At 52.3% G+C, this 24,372-nt stretch carries 22 protein-coding genes; 6 read left to right on the forward strand and 16 right to left on the reverse strand.

Annotated features, from left to right (window positions below; all coding sequences use genetic code 11):
* Positions 1-84: 84 nt before the first annotated feature.
* Both modD and LFE_RS05990 read right to left on the reverse strand, forming a co-directional pair.
* Positions 85-954, reverse strand: coding sequence for a ModD protein (gene modD / locus LFE_RS05985; protein WP_041774093.1), 870 nt, complete (start codon positions 952-954; stop codon positions 85-87).
* Between the two features lie 125 nt (positions 955-1,079).
* On the reverse strand, positions 1,080-1,286 hold the full coding sequence (locus tag LFE_RS05990; protein WP_014449344.1) for a TOBE domain-containing protein: 207 nt from the start codon (positions 1,284-1,286) through the stop codon (positions 1,080-1,082).
* A gap of 70 nt (positions 1,287-1,356) precedes the next feature.
* On the opposite strand from LFE_RS05990, the gene LFE_RS05995 reads away from it, so the two are divergent.
* Both LFE_RS05995 and LFE_RS06000 read left to right on the forward strand, forming a co-directional pair.
* Entirely contained in the window at positions 1,357-1,743 is a 387-nt protein-coding gene (locus tag LFE_RS05995; protein WP_014449345.1) for a hypothetical protein, read from the forward strand.
* The gene (locus LFE_RS06000; protein ID WP_014449346.1) at positions 1,740-1,988 is read left to right on the forward strand and encodes a hypothetical protein; all 249 of its coding nucleotides are present in this window, start codon (positions 1,740-1,742) and stop codon (positions 1,986-1,988) included. Before LFE_RS05995 ends, LFE_RS06000 begins: the two co-directional genes overlap by 4 nt.
* Here the strand turns inward: LFE_RS06000 and LFE_RS06005 are convergent.
* From LFE_RS06005 to LFE_RS06020, 4 genes are all read right to left on the reverse strand, one after another.
* On the reverse strand, positions 1,980-3,590 hold the full coding sequence (locus LFE_RS06005) for a SagB/ThcOx family dehydrogenase (protein WP_014449347.1): 1,611 nt from the start codon (positions 3,588-3,590) through the stop codon (positions 1,980-1,982). The genes LFE_RS06000 and LFE_RS06005 overlap by 9 nt on opposite strands.
* A 105-nt stretch (positions 3,591-3,695) precedes the next feature.
* The gene (locus tag LFE_RS06010) at positions 3,696-4,100 is read right to left on the reverse strand and encodes an ArsC/Spx/MgsR family protein (protein WP_014449348.1); all 405 of its coding nucleotides are present in this window, start codon (positions 4,098-4,100) and stop codon (positions 3,696-3,698) included.
* A 33-nt stretch (positions 4,101-4,133) separates the two neighbouring features.
* Positions 4,134-4,652 (reverse strand): tetratricopeptide repeat protein, encoded by a 519-nt coding sequence (locus LFE_RS06015; protein WP_014449349.1) that lies wholly within the window; start codon positions 4,650-4,652, stop codon positions 4,134-4,136.
* A gap of 100 nt (positions 4,653-4,752) precedes the next feature.
* On the reverse strand, positions 4,753-4,995 hold the full coding sequence (locus LFE_RS06020; protein ID WP_014449350.1) for a nitrogen fixation protein NifZ: 243 nt from the start codon (positions 4,993-4,995) through the stop codon (positions 4,753-4,755).
* A 677-nt stretch (positions 4,996-5,672) separates the two neighbouring features.
* On the opposite strand from LFE_RS06020, the gene LFE_RS14110 reads away from it, so the two are divergent.
* Both LFE_RS14110 and LFE_RS13060 read left to right on the forward strand, forming a co-directional pair.
* Positions 5,673-5,819, forward strand: a complete 147-nt coding sequence (locus LFE_RS14110) for a hypothetical protein (protein ID WP_158310242.1) — start codon at positions 5,673-5,675, stop codon at positions 5,817-5,819.
* Positions 5,816-8,836, forward strand: coding sequence for an EAL domain-containing protein (locus LFE_RS13060; protein ID WP_014449351.1), 3,021 nt, complete (start codon positions 5,816-5,818; stop codon positions 8,834-8,836). The genes LFE_RS14110 and LFE_RS13060 overlap by 4 nt, the downstream gene beginning before the upstream one ends.
* 35 nt (positions 8,837-8,871) lie before the next feature.
* On the opposite strand, the gene LFE_RS06030 is transcribed toward LFE_RS13060, so the two are convergent.
* The 10 genes from LFE_RS06030 to LFE_RS06070 form a co-directional block, all read right to left on the reverse strand.
* Positions 8,872-9,942: a PA0069 family radical SAM protein gene (locus LFE_RS06030; RefSeq protein WP_014449352.1), complete on the reverse strand. Its 1,071-nt coding sequence runs from the start codon at positions 9,940-9,942 to the stop codon at positions 8,872-8,874.
* A 25-nt stretch (positions 9,943-9,967) separates the two neighbouring features.
* Positions 9,968-10,606 (reverse strand): response regulator, encoded by a 639-nt coding sequence (locus LFE_RS06035; protein ID WP_014449353.1) that lies wholly within the window; start codon positions 10,604-10,606, stop codon positions 9,968-9,970.
* Entirely contained in the window at positions 10,603-12,198 is a 1,596-nt protein-coding gene (locus LFE_RS06040; protein ID WP_014449354.1) for a sensor histidine kinase, read from the reverse strand. The genes LFE_RS06035 and LFE_RS06040 overlap by 4 nt, the downstream gene beginning before the upstream one ends.
* Positions 12,188-14,143 (reverse strand): amino acid permease, encoded by a 1,956-nt coding sequence (locus tag LFE_RS06045; RefSeq protein WP_014449355.1) that lies wholly within the window; start codon positions 14,141-14,143, stop codon positions 12,188-12,190. Before LFE_RS06045 ends, LFE_RS06040 begins: the two co-directional genes overlap by 11 nt.
* Positions 14,144-14,243: 100 nt before the next feature.
* Complete coding sequence (locus LFE_RS06050; protein WP_014449356.1) at positions 14,244-15,695, reverse strand: outer membrane beta-barrel protein; 1,452 nt, start codon at positions 15,693-15,695, stop codon at positions 14,244-14,246.
* A 32-nt stretch (positions 15,696-15,727) separates the two neighbouring features.
* The gene (gene kdpC, locus LFE_RS06055) at positions 15,728-16,345 is read right to left on the reverse strand and encodes a K(+)-transporting ATPase subunit C (protein ID WP_014449357.1); all 618 of its coding nucleotides are present in this window, start codon (positions 16,343-16,345) and stop codon (positions 15,728-15,730) included.
* 75 nt (positions 16,346-16,420) lie between these two features.
* Complete coding sequence (kdpA, locus tag LFE_RS06060; RefSeq protein ID WP_014449358.1) at positions 16,421-18,127, reverse strand: potassium-transporting ATPase subunit KdpA; 1,707 nt, start codon at positions 18,125-18,127, stop codon at positions 16,421-16,423.
* 1 nt (position 18,128) lies between these two features.
* Positions 18,129-18,212, reverse strand: coding sequence for a potassium-transporting ATPase subunit F (locus LFE_RS14680; RefSeq protein WP_081495359.1), 84 nt, complete (start codon positions 18,210-18,212; stop codon positions 18,129-18,131).
* Between the two features lie 131 nt (positions 18,213-18,343).
* The gene (gene kdpB, locus LFE_RS06065) at positions 18,344-20,353 is read right to left on the reverse strand and encodes a potassium-transporting ATPase subunit KdpB (RefSeq protein WP_014449359.1); all 2,010 of its coding nucleotides are present in this window, start codon (positions 20,351-20,353) and stop codon (positions 18,344-18,346) included.
* 122 nt (positions 20,354-20,475) lie between these two features.
* Positions 20,476-21,054, reverse strand: a complete 579-nt coding sequence (locus LFE_RS06070) for a hypothetical protein (RefSeq protein ID WP_148272567.1) — start codon at positions 21,052-21,054, stop codon at positions 20,476-20,478.
* A 244-nt stretch (positions 21,055-21,298) separates the two neighbouring features.
* On the opposite strand from LFE_RS06070, the gene LFE_RS06075 reads away from it, so the two are divergent.
* Together LFE_RS06075 and LFE_RS06080 are read left to right on the forward strand one after the other, a co-directional pair.
* Positions 21,299-23,521, forward strand: coding sequence for a signal transduction histidine kinase (locus LFE_RS06075; protein ID WP_014449360.1), 2,223 nt, complete (start codon positions 21,299-21,301; stop codon positions 23,519-23,521).
* Between the two features lie 51 nt (positions 23,522-23,572).
* Positions 23,573-24,346 carry a metallophosphoesterase gene (locus tag LFE_RS06080; protein WP_014449361.1) on the forward strand — a complete coding sequence of 258 codons (774 nt, stop codon included), beginning with the start codon at positions 23,573-23,575 and terminating at the stop codon, positions 24,344-24,346.
* Positions 24,347-24,372 lie beyond the last annotated feature (26 nt).

A 24,372-nucleotide genomic window follows, 5' to 3' on the forward strand; every position in this document is an offset into this window, starting at 1 on the left:
TCCCTTTGAGTCTACCATGGATTGGGGGATGGGTTCTTCCGACGGATGAAAGGCTTGATCCGGTTGTCCCGTTTTGGATGTTTGTCAGAATTCTCCGGCCAAGGGAATGATTTGGGCTCCGATATCGGCGGGTGTTGCATGGTAGACGGCCGATGTCACGATCGCGTCGACACCGGTGGCTGCATACTGGCCAATATTGTCTTCATTGATCCCACCCGCGACAAAAAAAATCATTTTGGGATTCTCGAGACGAAGCTTTTTGAGAAGACCGGTCAATTCTTCCGGGCGAACCTTGTCGAACTGGAGTCCGTCAACCCCGGAGCGGGCCAGAAGACAGGCCTCTTCTTCGAGAGATGGGCCGCCTTTCAGCTCAACGAGAATATTTTTGCCCGGAACCTTGGATTTGAACTCGACTAACCTGTTTGCGAGGGTTTTGATCCCTCCGATCAAGACCAGATGTTGATCAAAGACCAGAATCGATTCGGAAAGACCAAGACGATGGGGAAGAACGCCTCCGGCCTTTGCGGCTTCGGTCGCAAAGCGTCGGAGGCCCGGAAGGTGTTTCCGGGTTCCATTGACGCAAATGCCGGGTTTTACGAGACGGGCTGCATCCAGAAGCCGGGAAGCCTTTGTCGCGATCCCACTTGAGTACTCAAGAAGGTTCAGGCAGATTCTCCAGGCCTTATGGATCGAGGCGGCCGGGCCACGGGCAGACAGGATCAGGAGATCCGGAGAGCCCTTTTGGCCGGAAGGAATGAGGGATTCCACCAGGATGCCGGCATGTTCCAGAACATCTCCCGCGATTTCCGTTCCCGAAACAACCCATTCTCCACGGGAACGGAAAAGGATCCGGGCCTTCTCCTGTCCGATCCCCAGAATCTCGCTTGTGAGATCTCCATAGGGGACATCTTCCTCATACCATTCCTGAATCTTGGCCTTATCTGAAAGCATCATGCGCTCCGTCTCTGAAACCAGTCGACGCTCCGATTGTCGTTTCGAGTTGGTTTTTATCCCGTTTGGCCACCTGAAACTCTCCAGGCGGCCAATCCGGTGATGGACTTTTGGAAATAGAAGGCGGATTAAGGTTTTTCGATGCCGACTTCAGTCGATTTGATGCTGGCATGAACCGAATCCCCGACCTTAAGGGCCAGATCCTCAAGGCTTCTGGTGGTAATCACCGAAGAAATGATCCCGGCCGCTGTTTCAACCTCTATTTCTGATGCCGCGGTTCCTTTAATGATTTTGACAACTTTGCCAGACAAATGATTACGAATGGATGTTTTCATAAGACCTCCGATGTGTTTTAATAAAAAAATCGTAAATGAATGTTTCCAACAATACCGCGACGGAGGATGCATGGAACCACTCGAAAAAACCATCGAGAGACTCACCCCCGAGGGAGAACGGATTTGTCAGGCACTTCGGGACAAGGCAAGCCGACTGGGCGTTGCCTCGTCAAAACAGGTCGTGGCAGACTGGAGTAGAGCCCGTTTCAGCCTGTCCCGCGACCCGTACAGTGGTCTCGACAGCCTGATCGGAGTCTGGAAAAATAATTCCGGCATGGACTGCGGGAAAATCATCTTTCACAACGATCAAAGCGGCTATGCCGAATTCGACATTTTAAAACCCCATAGCCAGTATCCGGGAATGATCATTCTGGCCATTGAAGCCTGGCTTTCGGCCGGAGAGATCAAAACGGACCTCCAGCTTCTGCCCGATCCGGCAAGCGGGGAGATCTCATGAGCGGCTCCGATGAGCTTGGCGACCAGGAAATGCTCGCCTTCCTGAGGGAGGCCATCATTCGGGTCGTCGGAGAGCGCGAGCTTTTAAAGTCCTCGATGGAAGCCTGGTACAGCGAAAATTCCGAAAGACCCTTTCCCCGGACAAAAGAGCTGATCGCCAAGGATGAAGAACTCTCGGAGCTCGATGACCGCTTCAAAAGCCTTTGGGACAGGCTGAAAAAGACCGGCAATGCCGACCTAAGCTGAAGGGTAGGGTGGAGATGTCTCCAGACGGGGATCCTCCAGCGGCCGGCCAACGGTAAAATGGTAAAGGCTCTGGAATTCATGAGTCGTCAATCCCAGCCAGGAATGAAGCTCATCATCAAAAAAACAGCCGATTCCGGTGCCCCTTGCGCCTGCCGCCTCGGCTTCAAGGTAGAGGCTTTGTCCCAACACCCCCGCTTCCCAGAAAAGTCTTCGGTACCACCAGGGACCTTCTTTTAAGGAGCTCCCGAACTCGGAGAGCATGGCCACGCCAAAAAGCGATTGGGAGGCAATGGCCTGCCGGCAACAGATATTTCTGAACAGATCACGGGTATCGCCTCTCCTCAGCAGCCTCAACGGGATGTGCGGGGGAATTTGTCCACAGTTTTCCAGGACGAAATCCGCCGTCAGGGACCGGGCAATCTGTTCCTCCACGGCCGAATGGCGGGGCAACAGATAGCATCCCGGTTCCATTCCCTCCACCTTGTAGACAAAAAAGACGGGATGAATCCTCGGAGACCATGTCAGGACGTCAAAGGGAGGCATTTTTTCTCTGGGGAGGAGGGCGTCCAGAATCCGTAAGAATCGGGAATGGGGAAGGGGTTCTCCGTTAGGATCAAATCGTTGGGCGCTTCTCCTCTGACGGAAGATCTGTCCTGAAGGGAGAGGTTCTGAAATCTTCGGAAGGGCGGGGCGGGCGACGGGACGATGTGGTTGTTGGGGAGGGAGGGAGTGATCTCTTGTCGCGAACTCCGCCTCTCCGATCACCGGCCACCCGAGATGATCCGGACTCAGCTGGCTTGCCTTGCCCTCCCATGTGCCAACATCGGCTGTTTCCAGGAGCAGGGAAGGGTCTGGGGGCGCCAAAAGGTCACCAATCCAGATCAACACTTCAGAAACCTCCTGTTCATCCTCCGGAAATTCCTGATGGCGATCGGTTCCCGTTATCCGGGAGATCATCCCGTCACTCCAGCCATCAAGGACGGTCGCATTCCACCCCATTGCACCGGCGGCATAACGGATGGCCGCGATGGCATGGCCAACATCATGCTGGCAATAGCGAAAAGCCCTTTCCCCATACTTCCAGGCCTCTCGCCAGTGAATCGAGGTGAGCCCCAGGAGGATCCCGGGCGTTTTCCAGGCTTTCTCCCAGGAATCGGGTGGGATCATTCTCCGTTCCAGAAGGTGATCCCGGCTCAGATAGTGATAGATTCCTCCGGAAAGGCCGGAAAGGGTCGGTGTGATCAGATAGGCCTCGGTGGGGTGAAGGTTGCCGCTCGAGGGATTGCAGCGAAGGGACCATCTGGTTCCGGCATAGGCTTTCCATGCAGACAGACCAAGGGAGACTTCCAGAAGAAGAGCGATTGCGTTCAGGTCAAACGCTACGGGCGGGATCCTGTTTTCCGGATCGAACAGATCGGAATAAGATGTTTCCGGATGGCCGGGAAAAAGGGGAAGCCGAGTGGCCAAAGTGGCCGAAAAGCTTCGGAACGGATTGGGCTGATCGTCCCAGTCGAGAAACTCCGGACCCCGGGCATAGGCTGAAAATCGATGCTTTGTCCTCTCGTGATAGGAGTTGATGATCTGTAACGATTTTTCATCCAAGGAAACGTCTCCGTGGCCGTCGATTGGCCGCTTTGCGTTACGCTCTGTCTGTGAAGCTGTTCGGTGAGCGAGACGGCTTACAGATCTCGCAGTCGATTGCCGCTGTCATTCTTGCGCGCAGCCGGAAAAATCCGTGACATCCTCATCATGAATCCGGGCGGACAGACCGGTCAACCGGGAAATCTCATCCATTTCAAAACCGGCCAATTTTTTTCCCATGCATTCGATGAGGGGACGCCGGATCAGCAGATGGTCCGAAAGCAAATACTCCATCGATTGTCTGGCATCCAGTGTTTCAGGGGAAATTTCTCCTGATTTCACCCGGGGAGAGGCCCGGTTGAACCATTGGGAAACGGGCAATTTTTCCAAAAAAGGGAGCAGTGTTTCGAAAGACCATGGTTCCGACAAAAGATCCCGGACAATGAGTGTATGGCCAGAATCGGAAAGAATCTTCTTTTGCCGGCCGTTCGTCTGGCATCCCGGTTTCTCGTAAAAAATGATCGTTGCCATCAGGGACCCTCCCTTCAAAGCTCAGACGGGATTTTAGTGAACGGAATCAAGAGACGCTCCCTTTGTCGCGCCTTTCAAGTAGTCACGGATGACGGAACTTCCGACCCGGTCTGAAGGATCGAGCCTTGAAAGTTCGGAAAGCAAGGATTGGGCTTCATCGATACGCCCCTGTCTCAGCAGGATAAAGGAGAGTGCCTTCGATGAAAACAGATAAAAATAATGCGGAGAAGAAGGATCGAGAAAACAAGGGTTTCCCGTGGTTTCAACGAGAGCCGGCTCCACCGGAAATCCCCCTTGGTAGGCAGCTTCAAACAAGGATTCCCGCACGGTTTTCTCCGCAAGATCCAGCTGGTTTTTATAGAAGTAGAACTTGTATAGGGAAAAGAAGACTGCCAGGGCATAAGGCGCTTTTTCCCTGGCTTCCAGAAGGCTGGAAAGCGCCTTGCCGGTATCCGAAAAGTGGATGGCCGCATCTTCCAGAAGGGAAGAAATTTCGGGATCGAGCGGACCACCAAAGTAGGATTTTCCGTTCATGATATTGTCCAGTTTCATCACCCCTCCTCCATGATCGGCGGGTCTTTCCTTAAAGGCCCTGTCCGCTTTTCACGCGGACCATGCTTCTGATTGGAACATCTTTTTATCCGGGAACCTCTCAGAGCAAGGGCCTGATTTCTTCTTCCAGACATCCGACAAGCCTGCCGCCTTCAAACTCCACCAGGTAAACCGGAGTGTTCGAGTCTTCATGTGTTCCAACTCTTACGATCTCTCCGCGGGTTCCATTTGCAACGATCTTTTCCTCTTTTTCAAGATCGGGATAACTTCCGTCGTTAAAGAGGTCGGAAACGGCGGTTACGGCCATGCCCCAGTCAAAACGGGGGACTCTCGGGTCAATCATCTTGATTCTCCTTCATAGGATTTTGCCGCATGGATCGCAAAATCGGTTTTCGGGCAGATAAATCACGCACTTTTTGGGTTCAAAAGGGAACTTTTGGGGGCGCGGGAATGCTCTCTTCGTCGAGAGGTGTCCTGATTACGGAATCAGACAGAATGTTTTGAACAGGGGTTTTGAAACCCTGGCACGCGGAGTTCCGGGATACGTCTCCCGGAAGAGTGGAGTCTTATATCGAAATTACGAACCAAAGCCCTATCGGTTTTGGATTCTGGTAATTATATATCGAACCGGAGTCGAAAGGAAATCGGGATGATCGGGTGAAGGAAAGGCTTTGGAAAGATTTCACCCGATCTTTGATTCGGGCCAAAAAAGATTCGGGAGAATATGGATTTTGCCGTTCGGTGGGATTGCTCCCCCGGCATCAGATCGCTTCAAATCTTTTTTAACAGCATGAAATCATGATAGAATTCGGGAAGCAAGGGCATTATACTTGGTCTTTTTCAAAGAGGAAAAAATCAGGGTTCAGATTTTCAATCAACATTTCCCCATTTCCGAAAAAATCAAAAACATCAGAATCGTTCTTCTATGTGTCGCTGCAAAACCGGAACAGGGTCCTTCGACTGATTGGGTGGTCCCTCAAAAAACAGCTTTTAAATATATCAAAGCCGGAGGTTCATACCATGATTGGCGGAGTCATCGGGGTAAAGGACATTCAGACGGAAGACGGCTTCTTCCGTGCGGACTCCGGGTCAAAAAACTCCTGCTCCGACCGTTCGGGGCAACTCTTGTCCCTATCCCGTTTTTTTCTATTGGGGGTGCTGAAATGATTCTCAAAAAGCACACTAAAAAGCACACCAAAAAGCTGAGGAAAAAGGAAAGACCTTCCTCCATCGAAAAAAGTTTCTTCGATCTTCTAAGCATTCATCTGAAGGATCTTGTTTTTTTAAAGGATGGTGAGGGACGCTGGACATTTGCGAACGATGAGGCGCTGGCTTTCCTTGGTCTCTCCACATCCGACTGGAAAGAAAAAACGGATCTCCAGATCATTGATCTTTTCCCCAATACCCAAAAAGAGCTGATGCATTTTTGCCAGTCGGATCAAAAAGCCTGGGAAAAAGGGTCCCGTCTGGATCTTATCGAACGGCTCACGGATTCCCGGACCGGAAAAATCCATGTGTTTTCTGTCATGAGAATTCCCGTGTTCATCGGGAAAGGCAAAAAAGATCATCTCCTTGTCATCGCCAGGGATATTACAGGGGTTGTCGATGAAAAGGAGGTGATCCTTCGGGAAAGGGAATGGTATCAGACGCTCTTTTCCATGGTGGGAGAGCCATTATTTCTGTCCTCGATCAATGCCGACGGGACCCTGTCGACGATCCTTGAAGCCAATTCCAGGGCAGAGCTTGTTTATGGATATCCTTCTTCCGAGTTCAAAAGTCTCAGGATGCTGGACCTGATGTCTCCGGCGCAAAGGGAGGAATGTCTCCGGGAGGTGTTTCCGAATCTTCTGGCCAAGGGTCAGCATGATTACGAATCGGTTCACCTGTCAAAGGAAGGCCGGGAAATCCTGGTGGATGTTTCCGCGAGGATCCTTGAAAAGGACGGAGAGCGATTCCTGCTCACTCTGATTCGGGACAAAACGCTTAAAAGGCGGGAAAAATTGATCGAACGGATGCTTTCCGATGCGGAACGGAAAGTGCTGATGGGAGAGAATCTCCAGAAGGTTCTGGACGATCTCTGCGAAGCCCTGGTTTTCTTTTTCCCGTTCATGTACCTGGGAATCCTGAAAAAGGAACCGGAGGGAGCCACAGAACTTGTCGCGGGGGATGTCAAGGGAAAAATCCGCTATGAAAACAATACTCCCGCAAGATGGGACCATTCACCCCAGGGAATGGGGGTGTCCGGACATGCCATTCGGGAGGGCAGAACCCATATGATCTCCATTGCGGATTCCAAATATCCGGATGTGTTCAAAAAGGAAATGGAAAGTGTCGGAATCCGCTTTATCTGGTCGATTCCCCTGAGACAGAAAAACGGAGAGGTGATGGGAACGATCACCTCTGGTTCCCGGTATATGTTTGGTCCGGCACCAGAGGAGCTGTCCATCCTTGAAAAATATTCGGACCGGATTGCTTTGCTGTTTGATTTGGCCGAAGAGCAAAAAGAGGTCCGTTTTGGATATGAAGCCCTCCAGGCTGTGGGAGAGGCCATCAGCATGGTCGACCGCAAAGGTGCCATCCGGTGGGTCAACCATGCATTCCTCCAGTTGACGGGGTATTCAAGGGAGGAATGTATTGGTCATAATCATCGGATCCTCAAATCGGGCCATCACGGAAAGGAGTTTTACGAAGATCTCTGGGGGACGATCTTTTCCGGAAATGTGTTCGAGTGCGAAGTGATCAACAGGAGAAAGGATGGGAGCGAGTTTGTGGCAGCCCAGACCATCTCGCCCCTTGTCGCTGAAGACGGAAGGATCAACCGATTCATTTCGGTGCAAAGGGATATTACCCACAAAAAGGAAAACGAGCTCAGAATTTGGCGGATGGCCAATTATGATCCTCTGACCGGGCTTGCCAACCGGAATCTTCTGAGGGAGCGAGTCACTCGCGATATTGAGTCGTCTCTCCGGAAAAACAGGGTTGTGAACCTCCTGTTTTTGGACCTCGACCATTTCAAGCATGTGAACGATACTCTTGGCCATGAGATCGGAGATATGCTTTTGAAGCTCGTTGCCGAGCGTCTTCTCCGCTCAGGAAGGGAGTCGGACACGATCGCCCGGCTGGGAGGGGATGAGTTTGTCTATGTCCAACCCGATAGCCGCAGTCGTGAGGAAGCCATCGCTCTCGGAGAGAGGATCCTGGATCTTTTCAGGGATCCTTTCCAGCTCTCGGATCAATCCATTCATATCGATGTGAGTATTGGAGCTGTGAGTTGCCCGGAAGATGGAGAAGATCTGGATGGCCTTCTCCGGAAATCCGATATTGCCCTTTACAAGGCCAAAAACAGGGGCGGCGGGAGAGTCGAGTATTTCGAGCTTTTTCGCGAAGACCTTTCTGCCGACAGGATCGCCCTCATCGAGAGCGTCAGGAGCGGTCTTGAAAACGGTGAGTTTGTGCTGTTTTACCAACCGGTCTTTTTGTTGTCAGACACCCGGATGGTCGGAGTGGAATCCCTGATCCGATGGAGGCGACAGCCCTTTGATATCGTTCTTCCCTGCGATTTCATCACCCTTTTTGAGGAAACCGGAATGATTCATGCCCTGGGCGAGAGGATTATCCGGGAGGGAATCCTGCAGGCAAAGTCCTGGAAAAAATCGGGTTGGGACTCTTCATTCCGGATTGCCATCAACATCTCTCCGGTCCAGCTCCTGAACCCCGATTTCTTGGATATGGTGGTCAGGATCCTCGATGAAAACAGCGTCAGTGCCGGCGAGATCGGCCTCGAGTTCGAAGTCACTGAAAGTCGCCCCATCCAGTCTGAAAATGCCCTGAACACCCTGGTCAGGCTTCGGGAGCTGGGGATTCGCATTTCGATCGATGACTTTGGAACAGGCTACTCCTCGATCTCGCTTTTGCGGGGATTTCCGGTGGATACCCTCAAAATCGACCAGTCGTTCATTCGCGACATCCGACATGACCGGAACGCCAGGTCCATGATCCGGGCGATTGTGACAATGGCCAAAAGTCTTGGATTGTCGCTTGTGGCGGAAGGGGTTGAGTTTGAGGAAGAACGGATCTTCCTTCAGGAAATCGGATGCGACCTTTTCCAGGGATTCCTTTGGGGCCACCCGTTGCCACCTGAAGAGGTGATCGAATTCTATCGGTCGACGCTCGAAAAAAGCTGACCAGCCCTCCATATTCAAGTTCAAGGGTTTTCCGGTCAACCCGGAAAGTCGGGGAAGAGCCGGCCACGGGATAAAGCGGAGGGGGGACGGAAAAGAGAGGTCTCAAGAACCGGCATCTCCCTGTATCCAAGCTTTCTTTTGATGATCCGAAACCGCTGTTCCAAAAGTTCCGCCAATGGACCGCTCCCCCGCATCCTCTCTCCAAAACCGGGATCATAAAGTTTTCCTCCATGAAACTCCCGCATCCTAGCCAGAACCGCCTGCGAAGACAGGGGAACATGGAAGTCGAGCCATTCCCCAAAAAGCTCCCGAAGCTCAAGAGGGAGTCTCAAAAGAACATATCCCGCGGAAATCGCTCCGGCCTCCCGTGCCTCCCTGAGAACCTTTTCCAGTTCATGGTCTGAAAGGACCGGGATGACAGGGGCGACAAGAACTCCGGTCGGTATCCCGGCGGCCGTGAGCGCCCTGATGACCTCGATTCGTCTCCATGGGGCGGCGGCTCTCGGTTCGAGAGAACGGGAAAGCTCTTCGTTCAGGGTCGGAATGGAAAGAAACACATTGGCCAGTTGTTTCCTGGCCATCTTCGCGAGAAGATCGATATCCCTCTCGATGAGTGAGGATTTCGTGACAATCGTTACCGGGTGGGAAAACTCCTCGAGAACTTCCAGAATGGATCTGGTGATCCCCATCTTTTCTTCGACGGGCTGGTAGGAGTCTGTATTGATTCCGAGAGCGATGGGCTCACATCGATAGCCCTTTTTGGAGAGTTCGACCCGAAGAAGGGAAGAGGCATCCTGTTTGAAAAAAATACGCGTTTCAAAGTCAAGCCCGGGAGACAGCCCGAGATAGCTATGGGTCGGCCTGGCGAAACAATAGACGCATCCGTGCTCGCACCCCCGGTAAGGGTTGATCGACAGGGAAAACCCTACATCCGGCGAGTTGTTCCGGTTGATAATGGTTCGAGCCGCGTCCGGGAGGAACTGTGTCCGGAGAGACTGTTCCTCGGCACCCTCTTCGACCGATTCCCGTTTTTGGGATTCAAATCGGTTGTCCGGTTGGCTGAGGGCACCCCTTCCCCGGGGAGGAGTGGGTGGCTTCCGGGTCATGGGGTCCCTTTTTTGGGGATGATCATCAGATCAATCCTTTTTTGATGGCCTTGACGGCCGCATCCGCCCGGGTTGTGGCAGAGAGCTTCTGGAGGATGCTCTGTATGTGGGCTTTGACTGTACTCAGGCTGATCTGGAACTCCATGGCCAGTTCCTTGTTGGAAAATCCTTCCGACAGGAGTTTCAGGACCTCGGTTTCCCGGGGAGTCAGGGGATTCCCCTCATCTCGAAAGGTCGGGGACTGGATCCTTCGGGCGGCGAGATGGGCGATTTGGGGGTCGATATACAAAGATCCCATGGACACAGCCTGGATGCCGAGAAGGAGACTGACAATATCGGTTTCCTTCAGGCAATACCCGTCAGCTCCGGACTGAAAGGACGAAAAGATTTCCTCTTCCAGCCGATGAACCGTAAACATCAGGACATGAAGCCCGGGGTGCTCCTTTTTCAGACGTCTGGTGGTTTCGATCCCCGACATTCCCGGAAGTCCCAGATCCATGACAACGACGTCGATATCCCGAGGGATCTCCGAAAGAATCTCAAGCGCTTTTTCGCCCGAATGGGCTTCTCCCATGAATGCGATCGAATCATTTCTTTCCAGTGATTTTTTGAGAGCGGACATCATCAGCGGATGGTCCTCGACTAGAAAAACACGTATTTTCACAACAGAATCTCCTGAGTTCTGAAAACAATCCGGAAGCAGCTTCCGGGAGATGACGGATGATATTCGATCAGAGCGTCGTGACGCTTCGCAATCTGCTGGGCGATATAAAGACCCAGCCCAAAGCCGGAACCGGAATGGATTCCCCCAAACCGGGTGAACAGTCTGGAATGCATCGAATCCGGCACTCCCGGACCTTCGTCCACGATATCAATGGTAACACCCGACCGCTCCCTTTTTGAGGATATCTTGACGGTTCCTCCATGAGGGGACCACTTGATGGCATTGTCGATGAGATTTTGAAACATCCTTTTGAGCGAAGCTCCGTCTCCATTTTGGGTGATTTCTTCCAGGTCGGTCACCAGACACAGGGACTTCGATTGTAAAAGAGGGTCCAGATCGAAGAGCACCTCCATTAAAAGACAATCGATCCGGACAGCTTCAAAAATCAGATTGAGCTCATCAAGCTCGAATCGGGAAAGGAGCAACAGGCTGTTTGAAAGTTCAAGGATCGACTGGTTCGAGAGGATCGTTTGCTCAAGGACGGAGGAAAATTCATCGGAAATCGGTCCGTAGGCTCCGTCTAGGGCAAGCTTCATATTGATGCTGTTGGCGATCAACGGAGTGCGGATATCGTGGGAGACACCGTAAATCAGGTCATGAATCACGCTGTTCCGATGGAGAAGCACCTGGTTGTACTGGGTCAGGTAGGAGAGAAGACGGACTCTGGCGACGACTTCCTCGATAATCGGCGCGATCTCTGTAAGGATTGCCAGGATGGAGTTTTCCCCCGGTTCCAGAATAAACAAATAGAGAAACTGGCCCGAATCAGCCTCCTGGTCGATTGGGGATAATGAAATTCTTGCAACAACGCCTTTTGAGACTTGATTATTGTCAAGGATCGGAAAAAGGCTCGGCTTTGAGATCCAGGTCGGAGAAAATGATTTTTGAGCAAGAAGGGATAATCCTCCGGGAAGGGATTCTCCCGCTTCCCAGAACCAGAGTCCATCCGGAGAGGAATAGGTTGCCGACCGCCACCGGTCATGATCGGACGGGGAGATAATGACGCCTCTTGCTGAAAAAAGGGTGAGCAAATGGCCGGTGAGTTCCCGAAGAAGCCGGTCAGGGCTGTTTTGCGCACTGATTCCTGCAAGAAACGTCCTGATCTTGTTTTCTCTTATGGCACGACTCCGTTCGGATGAGGCCACTCCTGTTTCATGGGCGTTTTCCTGGACCTTCAGCGTCAGGTATCCCACGAGAAAAAAGGAAACGGCGGAAAAGATCCGGTTCAGGAGGGCGACGGTATCGATGGAGCCTTCCGTTCTGGCGTTGATGATCCCGGCGAAGGTATTGGCAAAAAGACCAAGGAGGACGAGGGAGACGGTTGCCTTTTTCCTGAGTGTCAGACCGGTCAGTGCAATGGGAATGTCCAGCAGGATGGAAACGACCAGGCTCTGGGGGGTGAGAGCATCGGTCACAAAAATCAAAAGAAAGAGAAGAGCCGCCAACAAAAGGACATTTTTGTTGGCGGCCTGGGGAAAGGGGTCGGTTTCGATCAACCCTTCCGGATGATTGCTTTCGGAGTCAGTCTTCATGGAGGGAGGGAGTGTCTGTAGAGGTTTTCAGAACCTCATGGCCGGAGGAAAGAATGGATTGGTCGCCTGGTTTTTTGCCGGAACGGCCCATTATGGACTGAATTTTCCAGACGGTCACCGGGACACCGGAACGGACGATGGCCGCGTCGATCGATTTGGAGACGGAAGAGTTTGTATCGTTAAAAACCAGAGTATCCGCCTTGTGTCTGGTATAGACCTGGACGAGGGAGTCCCCGATGGAACGGCTTCGGATGAGAAGCGTGTCCAAGAGGATATCTCCCTCGACTCCAATCGCCTGACAGAGCTCCAGGGTGTTTTGCGCGATAGCTTCTTCTTCGGGAAGAGGTGCGTTCAGGGGAAGAGAGAGGGGGATTTCCAGAACGGTGACAACCGTTACCCTGGCCTTGTCGGATTTTGCGATTTTGGCAATGTCATGGAGGATCGGGGAGGGGGCATGAGGGGATGTTGCCACCAGAATGTTCCGGTGGGGAACCGGTTTTTCGAAATCGTTTTCCACCAGCTCCCTGATCTCCACCCGGCCCATCAGGGGCATGCGGGTGCTGCGGCGGAAGTAGTAGTAATAGACGATTCCCACAATCATCCAGATTGTCCCGAATACCCGACCGTATTTGTGAAAGAGGAGCACCATGATGAAAACCCCTCCGGTTCCGACAAGGCCAAAGATGGCCGGAAGGGGAATCTCAAAATTTCGGATCCGGACAGAAAAGGGAACACGAAATGGCCTTGGAAGTTCCGGCTCCTTGTTGCGGAGCTTGATCAGTGCCAGATGCGTCATCATGAAGGAGAGCATCGCTCCATAGTTGTAGAGATCGGCAAGAACTTCAAGATAGGGAAAAAAGGCGACGACCGTCGCCGACAGGGCGCCAAAAAACACGATGGAATAGACCGGAGTTTTCCATCTTCTGGTGGTATGTCTGAAAATCGGATGGATCAGAAAATTGTGCGACATCGAATAGGCCAGCCGGGAAACGCCAATCAGCCCCGCATTGGCGGCAACCGTCAGGATCGTGGCCCCCAGAACGGCAATCCAGGGACCAAGAAAATGGTGCACATGAGGAATGAAATGAGCGATTCCGGCGATCGGATCGTTGACCCATACCGTCGAAAGAAGTTTCGGGTCCATGGCCGACAGGGCGACGAGGCTGATTCCCGAATAGAGGAAAACAGTCGTTCCCATGGTCAAAAACATGGCTCTGGGGACGGATTTGGCCGGATCCCTGGCTTCCGAAGACATCTGGCTGATCGCCTCAATCCCGATGTAGGCCACCATGGCCACGGAAATTCCGTACAGGAAATGAGGCCAGGTCGGATTGGTCCCCAGGGAAAACTGATGCATGATCTTGGGGACGTTGAAGAGAAAAAAGATCCCGAGAAACATGAGGGAAAGTTGGGTCAGGATGTCAAACCCCGCCAGCATGAGGCTGAACCAGGAGGACTCCTTGAGCCCGAAGACATTTAAAAGGATGAGGCAAAGGATCAGTGCCCCGGTAAAGGTCACATTGGCCTGAACATTGTCTTTCAGGACCGGAAAAAAGTATCCCAGATACGGGCCCACGGAAAAGGCGGAAAGCGCCAGCGTGATGACATAGTCGAGAAGGAGGGCCCAACCGGCAAAAAAAGCCCATCCGTCACCGAATGCCCGCTGTGAAAAGAGGGAAGAGCCTCCCGCCTCCGGTATCGCCGAAGAGAGCTCGGCATAGGACAGGACCGTCGCGATAAAAAAGAAGCCGGCGATGAAAATGGCCAGGAACATCGCACCGCCGGCGTAGATGGTTGTGACTCCGAGAGCAAAATAGATGGAGGATCCGACATCTCCATATCCCGATGAAAACAGGGCACCGATTCCGACCACTCTCTGGAGAACGGACTCCCGGAAACGTGTGATGGTTTTTCTGGTTCCGTGGTAGAGCCTGAATATCGCCAATAAACATCCTCCTTGAGTTTTAAAAGAGTGGTTTTATTTTCAAACCGGTCTTTTCTCCACGAAAAGGTTCATGGCGGAGTTTGGCAAATGGTCTTTTTCTTCAGAACGAATAGATCAGTTCCACATCCACCGTATCCTGCGAATAAAGGGCGGGACCCCGGTTTCCGCCATTGTAGGCGGGATTGTCAAAAAGCGGATTGTTGGCGTTGTCGTGGCGATACTCCACACGACTGATGACATTGGGCATGAAGTTCCACTGGTAGTCCACCGACTCGTCATTGATCGCGGTTCCCGGCATTCCGGTCATGAAACCGTTCGGATCGTAATAGACCTCGTATCTGGCCACAATGTCCATTGTATCGGAGAGATCATACCGGAGAAAGTTTTCACTGGAATACCAGGAGGCATTGCCGACGGGAGTGCCGGATGAATTGACGGCTCCCTGTGCCTGCCATCCGTAGGATTCATTTGTGACCAGCCATAAATGGTCGATCGGACCCACCTCGATGACAAAAGCGCTGTAGTTTCTCCAAGTGGGTGTGTTGGCCTCTCCATAGGTTGTGGCGAGGCTCGATCCGGCTCCTCCGATCCCTCCGGCGGCTCCGGACAATGGATCAAAGTAGACGTTTCTGACCTGCGGGCCCAGATATCCGGAGAAGTTGATGTTGAGCCAGGAGACGGGATTGGCCACCAGACCAAGCTCGATGTCCTGGAAATAGCTCCCCTCGTTGGATTGCATGTTGCCGTTCCAGCCGTTGTTCACCCCGAGATAGAGATTCGTGGTGGCATTGGGGGCATAGTGCATCCGGACGCCGGTGTGGGTATAGGGTCCCAGCAAAAAGGTGTAACCGTCGGAGATCATCCAGTTCCCGGTGGGCTGGATCACTTCGAAGTTCGCCAGTGTCTGGAACTGTCCGGCATAGGCCTCAAGCTCCTTGTTGGTGTCGGGGACGAAGAAGTTGATATACGCTTCCTCCAGCCAGAAGTCGGAGTAGGGCATGGTGGCGCTTCCCAGTCCCACGGAGGTCGAGCCGCCATGGCCGCCTCCAAGCGCTCCAAAGTACCCCGGAGAAAAATTCTGGGCGGATGCGTAGGCGCCGGGTCCGAAGTCGGTTCTGAGGACAAAGCCGATCCCGTCGTCGTCCGGACGCCAGAGTTTGAGCTGGGCCATGTTGAGGTTAAAGGAGTTTGCGCCGTAATCATAGGCCCGGAAATCCGTTGTCGACGCGCTGGTCGGGTTATATTGCCCGTACACATCGATAAAGCCCTTGAAATGGACATTCATCGAAGGAAGGATCAGATCCGGCGCTGGAGCTGGCGTGGCTGCCGGAGCGGGCGTTTGAGGAGCAGACGGCGTGACAGGCGCCGGGGATGTGGCCGGAGCCGTTGTCGTGGTTTGAGGAGAGGAGCTGTCCCCATAAGAAAGATGCGGGGAGGAGAGACCGGCCAGGATCAGAATCGCCGAAGCGAGAGCCAGACCGGCGGACGGTGTTCTAACGACTTTATTGGAACGGATTCTTTGATTGTTCAGGTCGAGCGCATTTCTGTACATGAAGGGAAACCTTTCCGTTGTCTGAGGTTCTTTTATGGTCGATTGTCCTTTGTGGTCTCATGCCGTTTGTCCAGGGCCAGGTTGAGCTCAAGGACATTGACCCGGCTTGTTCCCAGAAATCCCAGTTGGGGTCTTGTGATCTTTTCCCTGATCAGGGCTTTGACCTCTTCAGGAGTCATGTGCCGGCTTTCGGCGATCCGCGGAGCCTGCAGATAGGCGTTTAAGAGGCTGATGTCCGGGTCGAGACCCGATCCGGAAGCCGTGACCGCATCGATGGGCACGGCAGTGGAGGGAGGGAGATGGTTTTCAAGGCGGTAGGCACTTGCCGCATCGGTTGCCGCCTTGATCTGGGCACTGTTGTCCGGACCCAGATTGGAAGCACTTGAAAAGGCCGCATCATAAGGCTGGGCTGCGGATCCATCGGGAGTCATGGCGGCCGATGGACGGGGATGAAAGTATTTTGGGTCATGAAATCCCTGGGCGATGAGAGCGGATCCAATGATTTGTCCATCTTTTGCATGGATCAGCGTCCCGTTTGCCTGACGGGAAAAGAGGGTTTTTCCAACGGCTGTGACCGCCATGGGATAAAAAATGCCGCAAACGATCATCAGGAAAATGGTGGCGCGCAATGATTGTCCAAAGAGTTTCATTTATTTAGCCTTTCAATATTTTTTCAGTTGTTTCATATGTCAATATGGATCGTTTTTTCCGAATCGATCCTTCTCTCAGAAAGAGACCCCATGGAGAATCGACAGATGCTCCAGGAGCGGACCCAGAATGAGGGGAGGAAGGAAGGTCAGCGCGGCAAAGAGAATCATGAATCCCAAAAGAAGAACCACAAATAGCGGTGTATCGGTTTTGAAGGTTCCGGATGTTTCCGGGAGCGTTTTCTTTCTGGCAAGGGAAGATGCCATCGCCAGCAGGGGGAGAAGGGGAAGAAATCGTCCAAGGATCATTTCGACACCGATTAAAATGGCGTAATAGGGTGTCGATACATTGAGCCCTGCCATGGCGGAACCGTTGTTGGCGTTCCCGGAGGCAAATGCGTAGAGAACCTCCATGAATCCATGGGGGCCAGGATTGTCCATGGAGCTTTTTCCCGCGGGGATCACAACCGAAACAGCGGTGAGCCCCAATACAAGAAGTGGCGTCACAAGAAGGGACAAGGCCGATAGCTTGATTTCCCTGGACTCGATTTTTTTTCCGAGGAATTCCGGGGTGCGTCCCACCATCAGACCCGCCAGAAAAACGGCAAGGATGGCTTCCTTGAGGAGGCCCGCAAACCCGACCCCTTTTCCTCCCGGCTCTTCATTCAGGAACATATGGACCAGATAGACGAGGACCGACAGGGGGTTCATGCTGTCCATGGCTCCGTCCACCGCTCCGGTGGTGGCAGCAATGGTCGTATTTGAAAAAAGGCTGGTCTGGGTGATGCCAAGACGCACCTCTTTCCCTTCGGTATTCCCTCCGTCTTGAAGTGGAGTCGTCCCTTGTGCGATATGGGCAGGAGAAAGAAGCGGGTTTTTTGCTTTTTCCGAATGCTCGATCAGACCAAGACCGGCGAGATAGAGGGAAAAAACGATCACGAAGAACACCTGACCCTGACGGGGACGGCCAATCATGCGGCCGAAGAAAAAGGGAAGAGAGAAGGTAAAGACCCCCATTTCCAGAAATTCCAGCGTATTGGTCAGGGGGGTCGGGTTTTCATAGGGATGGGCGCCGTTTGCGTTGTAGAATCCCCCTCCGTTGGTTCCCAGATTCTTGACGGCCTCGAGAGAGGCGACTGGCCCGACGATTAGTGTCTGATTGGCTCCTTCGAGTGTTTTTGCCGATACTGTCGTTTCAAGCGTCTGGGGGGTTCCCTGCCATATGTGGACGAGTGCCATCAAAAAACAGGCGGGAAGAAAGGCCCTGACGAAAAAACGGAAAAAGTCCGACCAATAGTTTCCCAGCGTGGAAATTCCCGATCGGGTGAATCCCCGAAAGATGGCGACAAGCGCCGCCATGCCTGTATTGGCACCGACAAACATGAGGAATGTGATCGCCACCATCTGAGAGAAGTTTGAGAGTTGAGCTTCTCCCGCATAAGCCTGCCAGTTGGTGTTGGTAACAAAACTCGCGGCCGTATTGAACGTGACCTCGGCGGTCAGGGGCGAAAGGTGCCTCGGGTTGAGGGGAAGAAACGCCTGTCCCCAGAGAACGAGAAATCCCGCGGCGAAGAACACTCCGTTTGACGCTATGATGGCCACGCTATATTCTTTCCAGGTCATCTCCTTTGCCGGATCGATCTTCAGAAGACGGTAGATGATCCGCTCCGGAAGGAGAGTGTGGCTCTGGTAGATCCAGGCCAGGTAACGCCCAACGAGTGGGGATATCAGAACAACCGCTGAAAGTGAAACCAATATTTGAATCCAGTCATTTGCAATCATCATGTTAGAGTTTCTCCGCATTGAGCAATGTGGCAAAAAGGTAAATCACCAAAACAAGAACGACCAAACCAAGAATGTCCCAGATCACGACCGGTACCTCCTACTTTTTTTCCTATAATCAGATTCGCTCAAGGAATCCGATATAAGCCCGCATTCCCACAAAGACCCCAATTCCCAATGTCAGCATCAACAGGTAATGTCCCATCTAACTCTCTCCTTTCAGGTAAAGTGCAAAATCACAAGTGCCATGTCGATCAGCTTGATTCCCAAAAACGGGACAAGAATCCCTCCGAGTCCGTAGATCAGGAGGTTTCTCCTGAGAAGGGCGGACGCTCCGACCGGTCTGTAGGAAACGCCCTTTAACGCCAGGGGAATCAGTGCGGGGATGATCAGGGCATTAAAGATGATGGCGGAAGTGACCGCCGACTCGGGGGTGGCAAGTCCCATGATGTTCAAAACCTTCAGCTGTGGATAGGCCACTACAAACATCGCCGGAAGGATGGCGAAATATTTGGCGACATCATTTGCGATTGAAAAGGTTGTAAGGGCCCCCCTGGTGATCAGAAGCTGTTTCCCGATCTCGACGACCTCGATGATCTTTGTGGGATCGGAATCGAGATCGACCATGTTTCCCGCTTCCTTGGCGGCCTGGGTGCCGGAGTTCATGGCAAGGGCGACGTCCGCCTGGGCCAGTGAGGGGGCATCATTTGTTCCGTCGCCTGTCATGGCGACAAGTCGGCCCTTTTCCTGCTCCTTTTTAATAAGAGCCATCTTGTCTTCCGGCTTGGCCTGGGCGAAAAAATCATCGAGGCCCGCCTCTTCGGCGATAGCTTTGGCCGTGAGTGGGTTGTCTCCTGTCACCATGACCGTTGTGACGCCCATCTTGCGGAGCCTTGCAAAACGTTCTTTCAGCCCTGGCTTGATGATGTCCTTCAAGTGGACCACTCCCAGCGGTTTTTTGTTTTTTGCAACGACCAGGGGAGTTCCCCCGGATTTGGCGATAGCGGAGATAATCTCCTTGATCTCGCTTGAGAAAGGGGTTCCGACATAAGCGTTGACCGCATCTTCCGCTCCCTTTCGGATTTCTCCTTCGATGCTGTCGGCGCCACTCATCCGGGTTTCAGGAGTAAAAGGAATCGCCACCAGTCCATTCGGGGGTGTTTTGGCGTCCAGGAGCGGCGCTGCCAGCAGAACGATGCTTTTCCCTTCAGGTGTTTCATCCGACAAGGAGGCAAAATAGCTTTCCCTGGCAACCTCCTTCTCTGAAACGCCCGGAACAGGGATAAACTGGACTGCCTGACGGTTCCCGAAAGTAATCGTCCCGGTTTTGTCCAGGAGTAAAATGTCGATGTCTCCGGCGACTTCAACCGCTTTTCCGGATTTGGCGATGACATTGGCCCGAAAGGCCCGGTCAATTCCGGCGATTCCGATTGCGGGCAGTAGACCGGCGATCGTGGTCGGGATGAGGCAAACCAGCAGGGCGATCAGAATCGTTGGAGATGATTGGATTCCCGCATAGGAAGAAAACGCCGGGATGGAGGCCACGACAAAAAGAAAGATCAGGGTGAGTCCGACAAGCAGGATGGTCAGGGCAATCTCGTTCGGGGACTTTTGCCGGTTTGCACCTTCCACGAGAGAGATCATGCGGTCGAGAAAGGTTTCTCCCGGATTGTTGCTGACCGAGACCCTGAGCTTTCCGGCGAGAACCCTTGTTCCTCCTGTTACCCCGGACCGGTCTCCCCCGGATTCACGAATGACCGGAGCCGACTCTCCGGTAATGGCGGATTCATCGATGCTTGCGACTCCTTCAATGATTTCTCCGTCAGTGGGGATGATTTCTCCGGCTTCCACCAAAAATTGATCTTTCTTTTTCAGTTCGCTTCCCGGAATATGGGAAAATCCTATCGGTGTCACAAGTCGTGCCGTGGTTTCAGCGCGTGTGGATCTGAGGGTCGATGCCTGGGCTTTTCCCCGAAGTTCGGCAAGTGCTTCCGCAAAATTGGCAAATGCGATCGTAAGCCAGAGCCAGATCGAAATCATCGCTCCAAAAGCGGCTTCGCCCGAATGGGTCCATCCGGAATGAATGGCCAGTGATGTTGTCAGGATGCTTCCAATCTCCACAATAAACATGACCGGGTTTTTGTAGAGCTTGACCGGATTCAACATGGCAAGAGACTGAAAGATGGCTTCCCTGTAGATGTCTGGATTTTGCATTTCCTTTTGTTTCATCATTTTTCCCCAAAAAAGAATATTTGTATGAAAATAATCAACGAGTCCCTGTATAGACCCCGATGAAAAACGTTACAATTGGCCAAATGGCCATTCAGGTTCCGCACCAAAGATCCGACAGGTTATCGTCGTGAAAAAAATCCCCTGGAAGGCTCTGGCGGATCTTTTTGCCAGAGCTTGATTCGAAAAGCCTGGAAGAAAGATTTCTCTCGAGAATTTCCAGATGGAAAAATCCGGATTTGGTCCTCGTTTCTTGTCTCAATTTCTGAAAGGGGGGTCAGCTTTCGTGCCGCAACCGTCAGGCAATCCCCGACTGTGAGATGCGGGAAAGGGGAGAAACCCTGAGGTCCCATTACGATAAAGGCACTGTGATCTCTCAAGGATCGGACCATTCGATCCTTGAAAACCGTGACCAGATGTCCGGATGGCTTCCGGCAAAGAGGTCGTCCCGTTTGGGTGATGGGGACAAGATTCATCAGAAATGTCCCATGATCCGACAAGTCCCCTTTTTGGATCCTGACAACAATGCCTCCCAGAAGTTTTGACGCTTTTCCGGTCAACAGGAATTTTTCATCCCCGATAGAGGCGGCAAAGGATTGTCCGAAAAAAAGACCCGTCAAGGAAAACAGCACTCCCGCAAGAAGTTTCATGGCTGACCCGATCCGTTCTTGAGTGCGGGAAGCCAAAACCAACCATTTCATTTCACGTTCTCCGATTAAGCCTCTCCTCCCGAAAGTGATGCGATCGGGAGGAGGGGGTGGCATTTTTTGTGATGACCAGCGAAATGATCCTGCTGCCTTCAAAAGGCTACCCTCGAAAATTTTTGGAAACCATTGGCCATATGACCAAGATGGAAGAGAGATCTTGTATGCTATCTTTGAAAAACTCCCATGGAAGTCTGGTTTCGTCTTAAAAGGGTGAAGATAAGTTTTGGAGGATTTTCCCTTGAATGAAAAACTAGAGGATTTTTCACGCTTTGACCCATTTCTGGGGACGATCCTCAAAATGGGCAAAGGGCGACTGAAGATCTATCTTGGGTGGGCTCCCGGAACCGGTAAAACAAGGCGGGCCCTTCTGGATCTGAACGCGATGAAAGAGAGAGGCGTTGATGTCGTTATCGGGTGGATCGAGGAAAATCTCCGTCCGGATGTCTTCCGGTTATCGGAGATGTTCGAGACGATTCCCCCTGTCGGGATCCATATCGGATCAGAGTCCTTTCCGGAAATGGATCTTGAGTTCATTCTCAAAAGGAGGCCTTCCACTGTATTTGTCGATGAGCTGGCTCATGGAAATGTTCTGGGATCACGACACCAGAACCGATGGGAGGATATTGAAGAGATTCTGGATGCCGGCATCAGTGTTGTAACGACCTTGAACTCGATGCATGTCCAGGATCTTTCGGAGGCCGCTGGGGGAATTCTCGGATACCCTGTCCAGGAAATCGTTCCTGTGGATTTTATCAAGCGGGCGGACGAGGTGGTTGTTGTGGATCTCCCTCCGTCGGAGCTCACCATCCGGATCAGGGAAGGGAATGTTTTCCCCAAAGAACAGATCGAACGGGCCCTGAAGGGAGCTTTCAGAGAGTCCAACCTCATAAAGCTCAGGGGGATGACCCTTGAGTTCATGGCAAAGGTCCTCGATTCCCAGTTGACCAGGCAGGGAGGGAAAAAAGGAGTCTATGAGAGAATCACTGTTCTGGTGTCGGAGCACACTCCATCGCTCGAACGACTTGTTGGTTATGCTGGAAACCTCTCCAGGAGAATGGGAGGGGAGCTTCTTGTCCTGCATCTGAGAAAGATTTCTTTTTTAGGAAAGAGGTCCCCTCCCGACCAGGAGATTTTATCCCGATTCCAGCAGGAGGCGAGAGGGGCCGGTGGAAAGTTCTCTATCCTCTGGACAAGAAATCCCGGATGGACATTATGGAGATTCATTCAGAGGACAAAGACAACCAGACTGGTCATGGGTCATGCGGGAACACAAAGCCCCTGGAGAAAATCCCTTGTCCGTTCCGTTCTCCGATACTTTTCCCGAATTGATGTGGAGATACATCTTATTCCGACCCTTGGCCAGCCCCACCCTGTCGAATCTGCCCCTGAATCGGATTCCTTCCTTCCCGTCTCTTCCGGCATGAAGGGGCGGCTGACCCTTTTTCTGGGCGCGGCTGCTGGTATTGGAAAAACCTACAGGATGCTTCAGGAAGCCCAGGATCGTAAAACCAGTGGGACAGATGTGGTTGTGGGCTATCTGGAAACCCATCGGCGGCAGGAGACCCAGCAGATGGCCGAAGGCCTTCGGGTGATTCCGCGAAAAATGATTTCCTATCATGGTCTTGTGCTTGGTGAGATGGATGTCGATGAAATTCTCCGACTAAAACCGGAGCTGGTTCTTGTCGATGAGCTGGCCCATAGCAATCCTCCTGGCTTTTTGAACAAAAAGCGCTACCAGGACGTACTCCTTTTTCTGGAAGCGGGAATCCATGTCTTTACAACGTTGAATGTCCAGCATTTGGAGAGTCTGAACGATCTCATCGAGTTCCAGACCGGAATCAGGGTTCATGAAACGGTTCCTGACAGCACCGTCCTCCTGGCCTCGGAGATTGTTCTGGTGGACCTGACTGCAGAGGCTTTACAGTCACGGTTGATGGAAGGGAAGGTCTATCCCCTCCAAAAGGTGGAGGAAGCTCTCAGGAATTTTTTCACCAAAAATAATCTCACGGCCTTAAGAGAGTTGGCCATGCAATGTGTTTTGGGCGGTGGTCGTGGACGAGTGATCCGAAGCGGTCGTGGAGGGCGTATTCTTGCAGGTGTCTCCGACCGTCCGGAAGACGCCGCTCTCATTCGGAGAGGGGCGGTTCTATCGGACAGGCTCAACCTTGAGCTTTGCGTTCTCTCTGTTCGGAGGGAGCCAGGCGAGGGACTGTATTCCAAAATGCTTCTGGATTTGACGCAATCTTTTGGAGGTATTTTTTTATCGGAGGTTTCCGGGAAAAAGTGGAATGAGCATTTCGTTGAACGGTGTCATGATATCAATCCGAGCCTTGTTCTTCTTGGTCAATCGGCATGGAGGCCAGGTTTTGAATCCACCGCTGAAATCATTGCTAGGAACCTGAACCAGTTTCCTCTTTTGATTATTCCCCTGGATATACGGGATCATGTGGTTGAAAAATAAATTTTTTTATGGAGACTTTCCTCAAAATCAATGAGCAGACGGGAGAGCAAGTTGAAAATCCAATATGCATCAGATCTTCATACCGAGTTTGATTTCCGGCCAATCCGTAAAAACGATCTTGTGGGTGATGTGATGGTATTGGCCGGAGATATTGCAGGAAGCACCACCGGCCTTCGATCTTATCTGAAAGCCCTTTCCGGAAGGATTCCCCTCATCGTGATTCTTGGAAACCATGAATTTTACGGGTACGAGCTTGCCCGGGGACGGAACCAGTACAGAGATGCGATATCACGTGACAAGGATCCCTATCTTCATTTTCTCGATGACGATGAGGTTATTCTTGGTGGAGTCCGTTTTCTGGGGAGCACACTCTGGAGCGATTTCAAGAACCAGACCCAGGGAGAGGCGGCACAGGCCGGATATGACTATGATGGGGGACTTCTGGATTTCAGAAAAATCCTGAAAAGCGAAGGGACCCCTATCCGTTGGCAGGATGTCCTTGAACGATATCAGGAAAGTCTCCATTGGCTGACATCCCGGCTTTCCGAGGAGTTTTCCGGTCCCACGGTGGTGATCACCCATCATGCGCCATCGTTTCTTTCAGATGCTCCAGAGTTTTCTGGCTCGCCGATCTCCGGAGCGTTTTCAAGTGATCTTGAAGACGTGATCGAGCGATTCTCCCCTGATCTCTGGATACACGGCCACCATCACTCGAGTAGTGACTATCGCATTGGAAAGACACGAATCCTTTGTAATCCCTTTGGGTATCATGGGCTTGAAACAAATGTCGACTGGGACCCCAGATGCTTGGTAGAGATTCCCTGAACGGTCATGGAGTCCAAAGGAGAGAT

The sequence above is a fragment of the Leptospirillum ferrooxidans C2-3 genome (assembly GCF_000284315.1).
Classification (GTDB): domain Bacteria; phylum Nitrospirota; class Leptospirillia; order Leptospirillales; family Leptospirillaceae; genus Leptospirillum; species Leptospirillum ferrooxidans.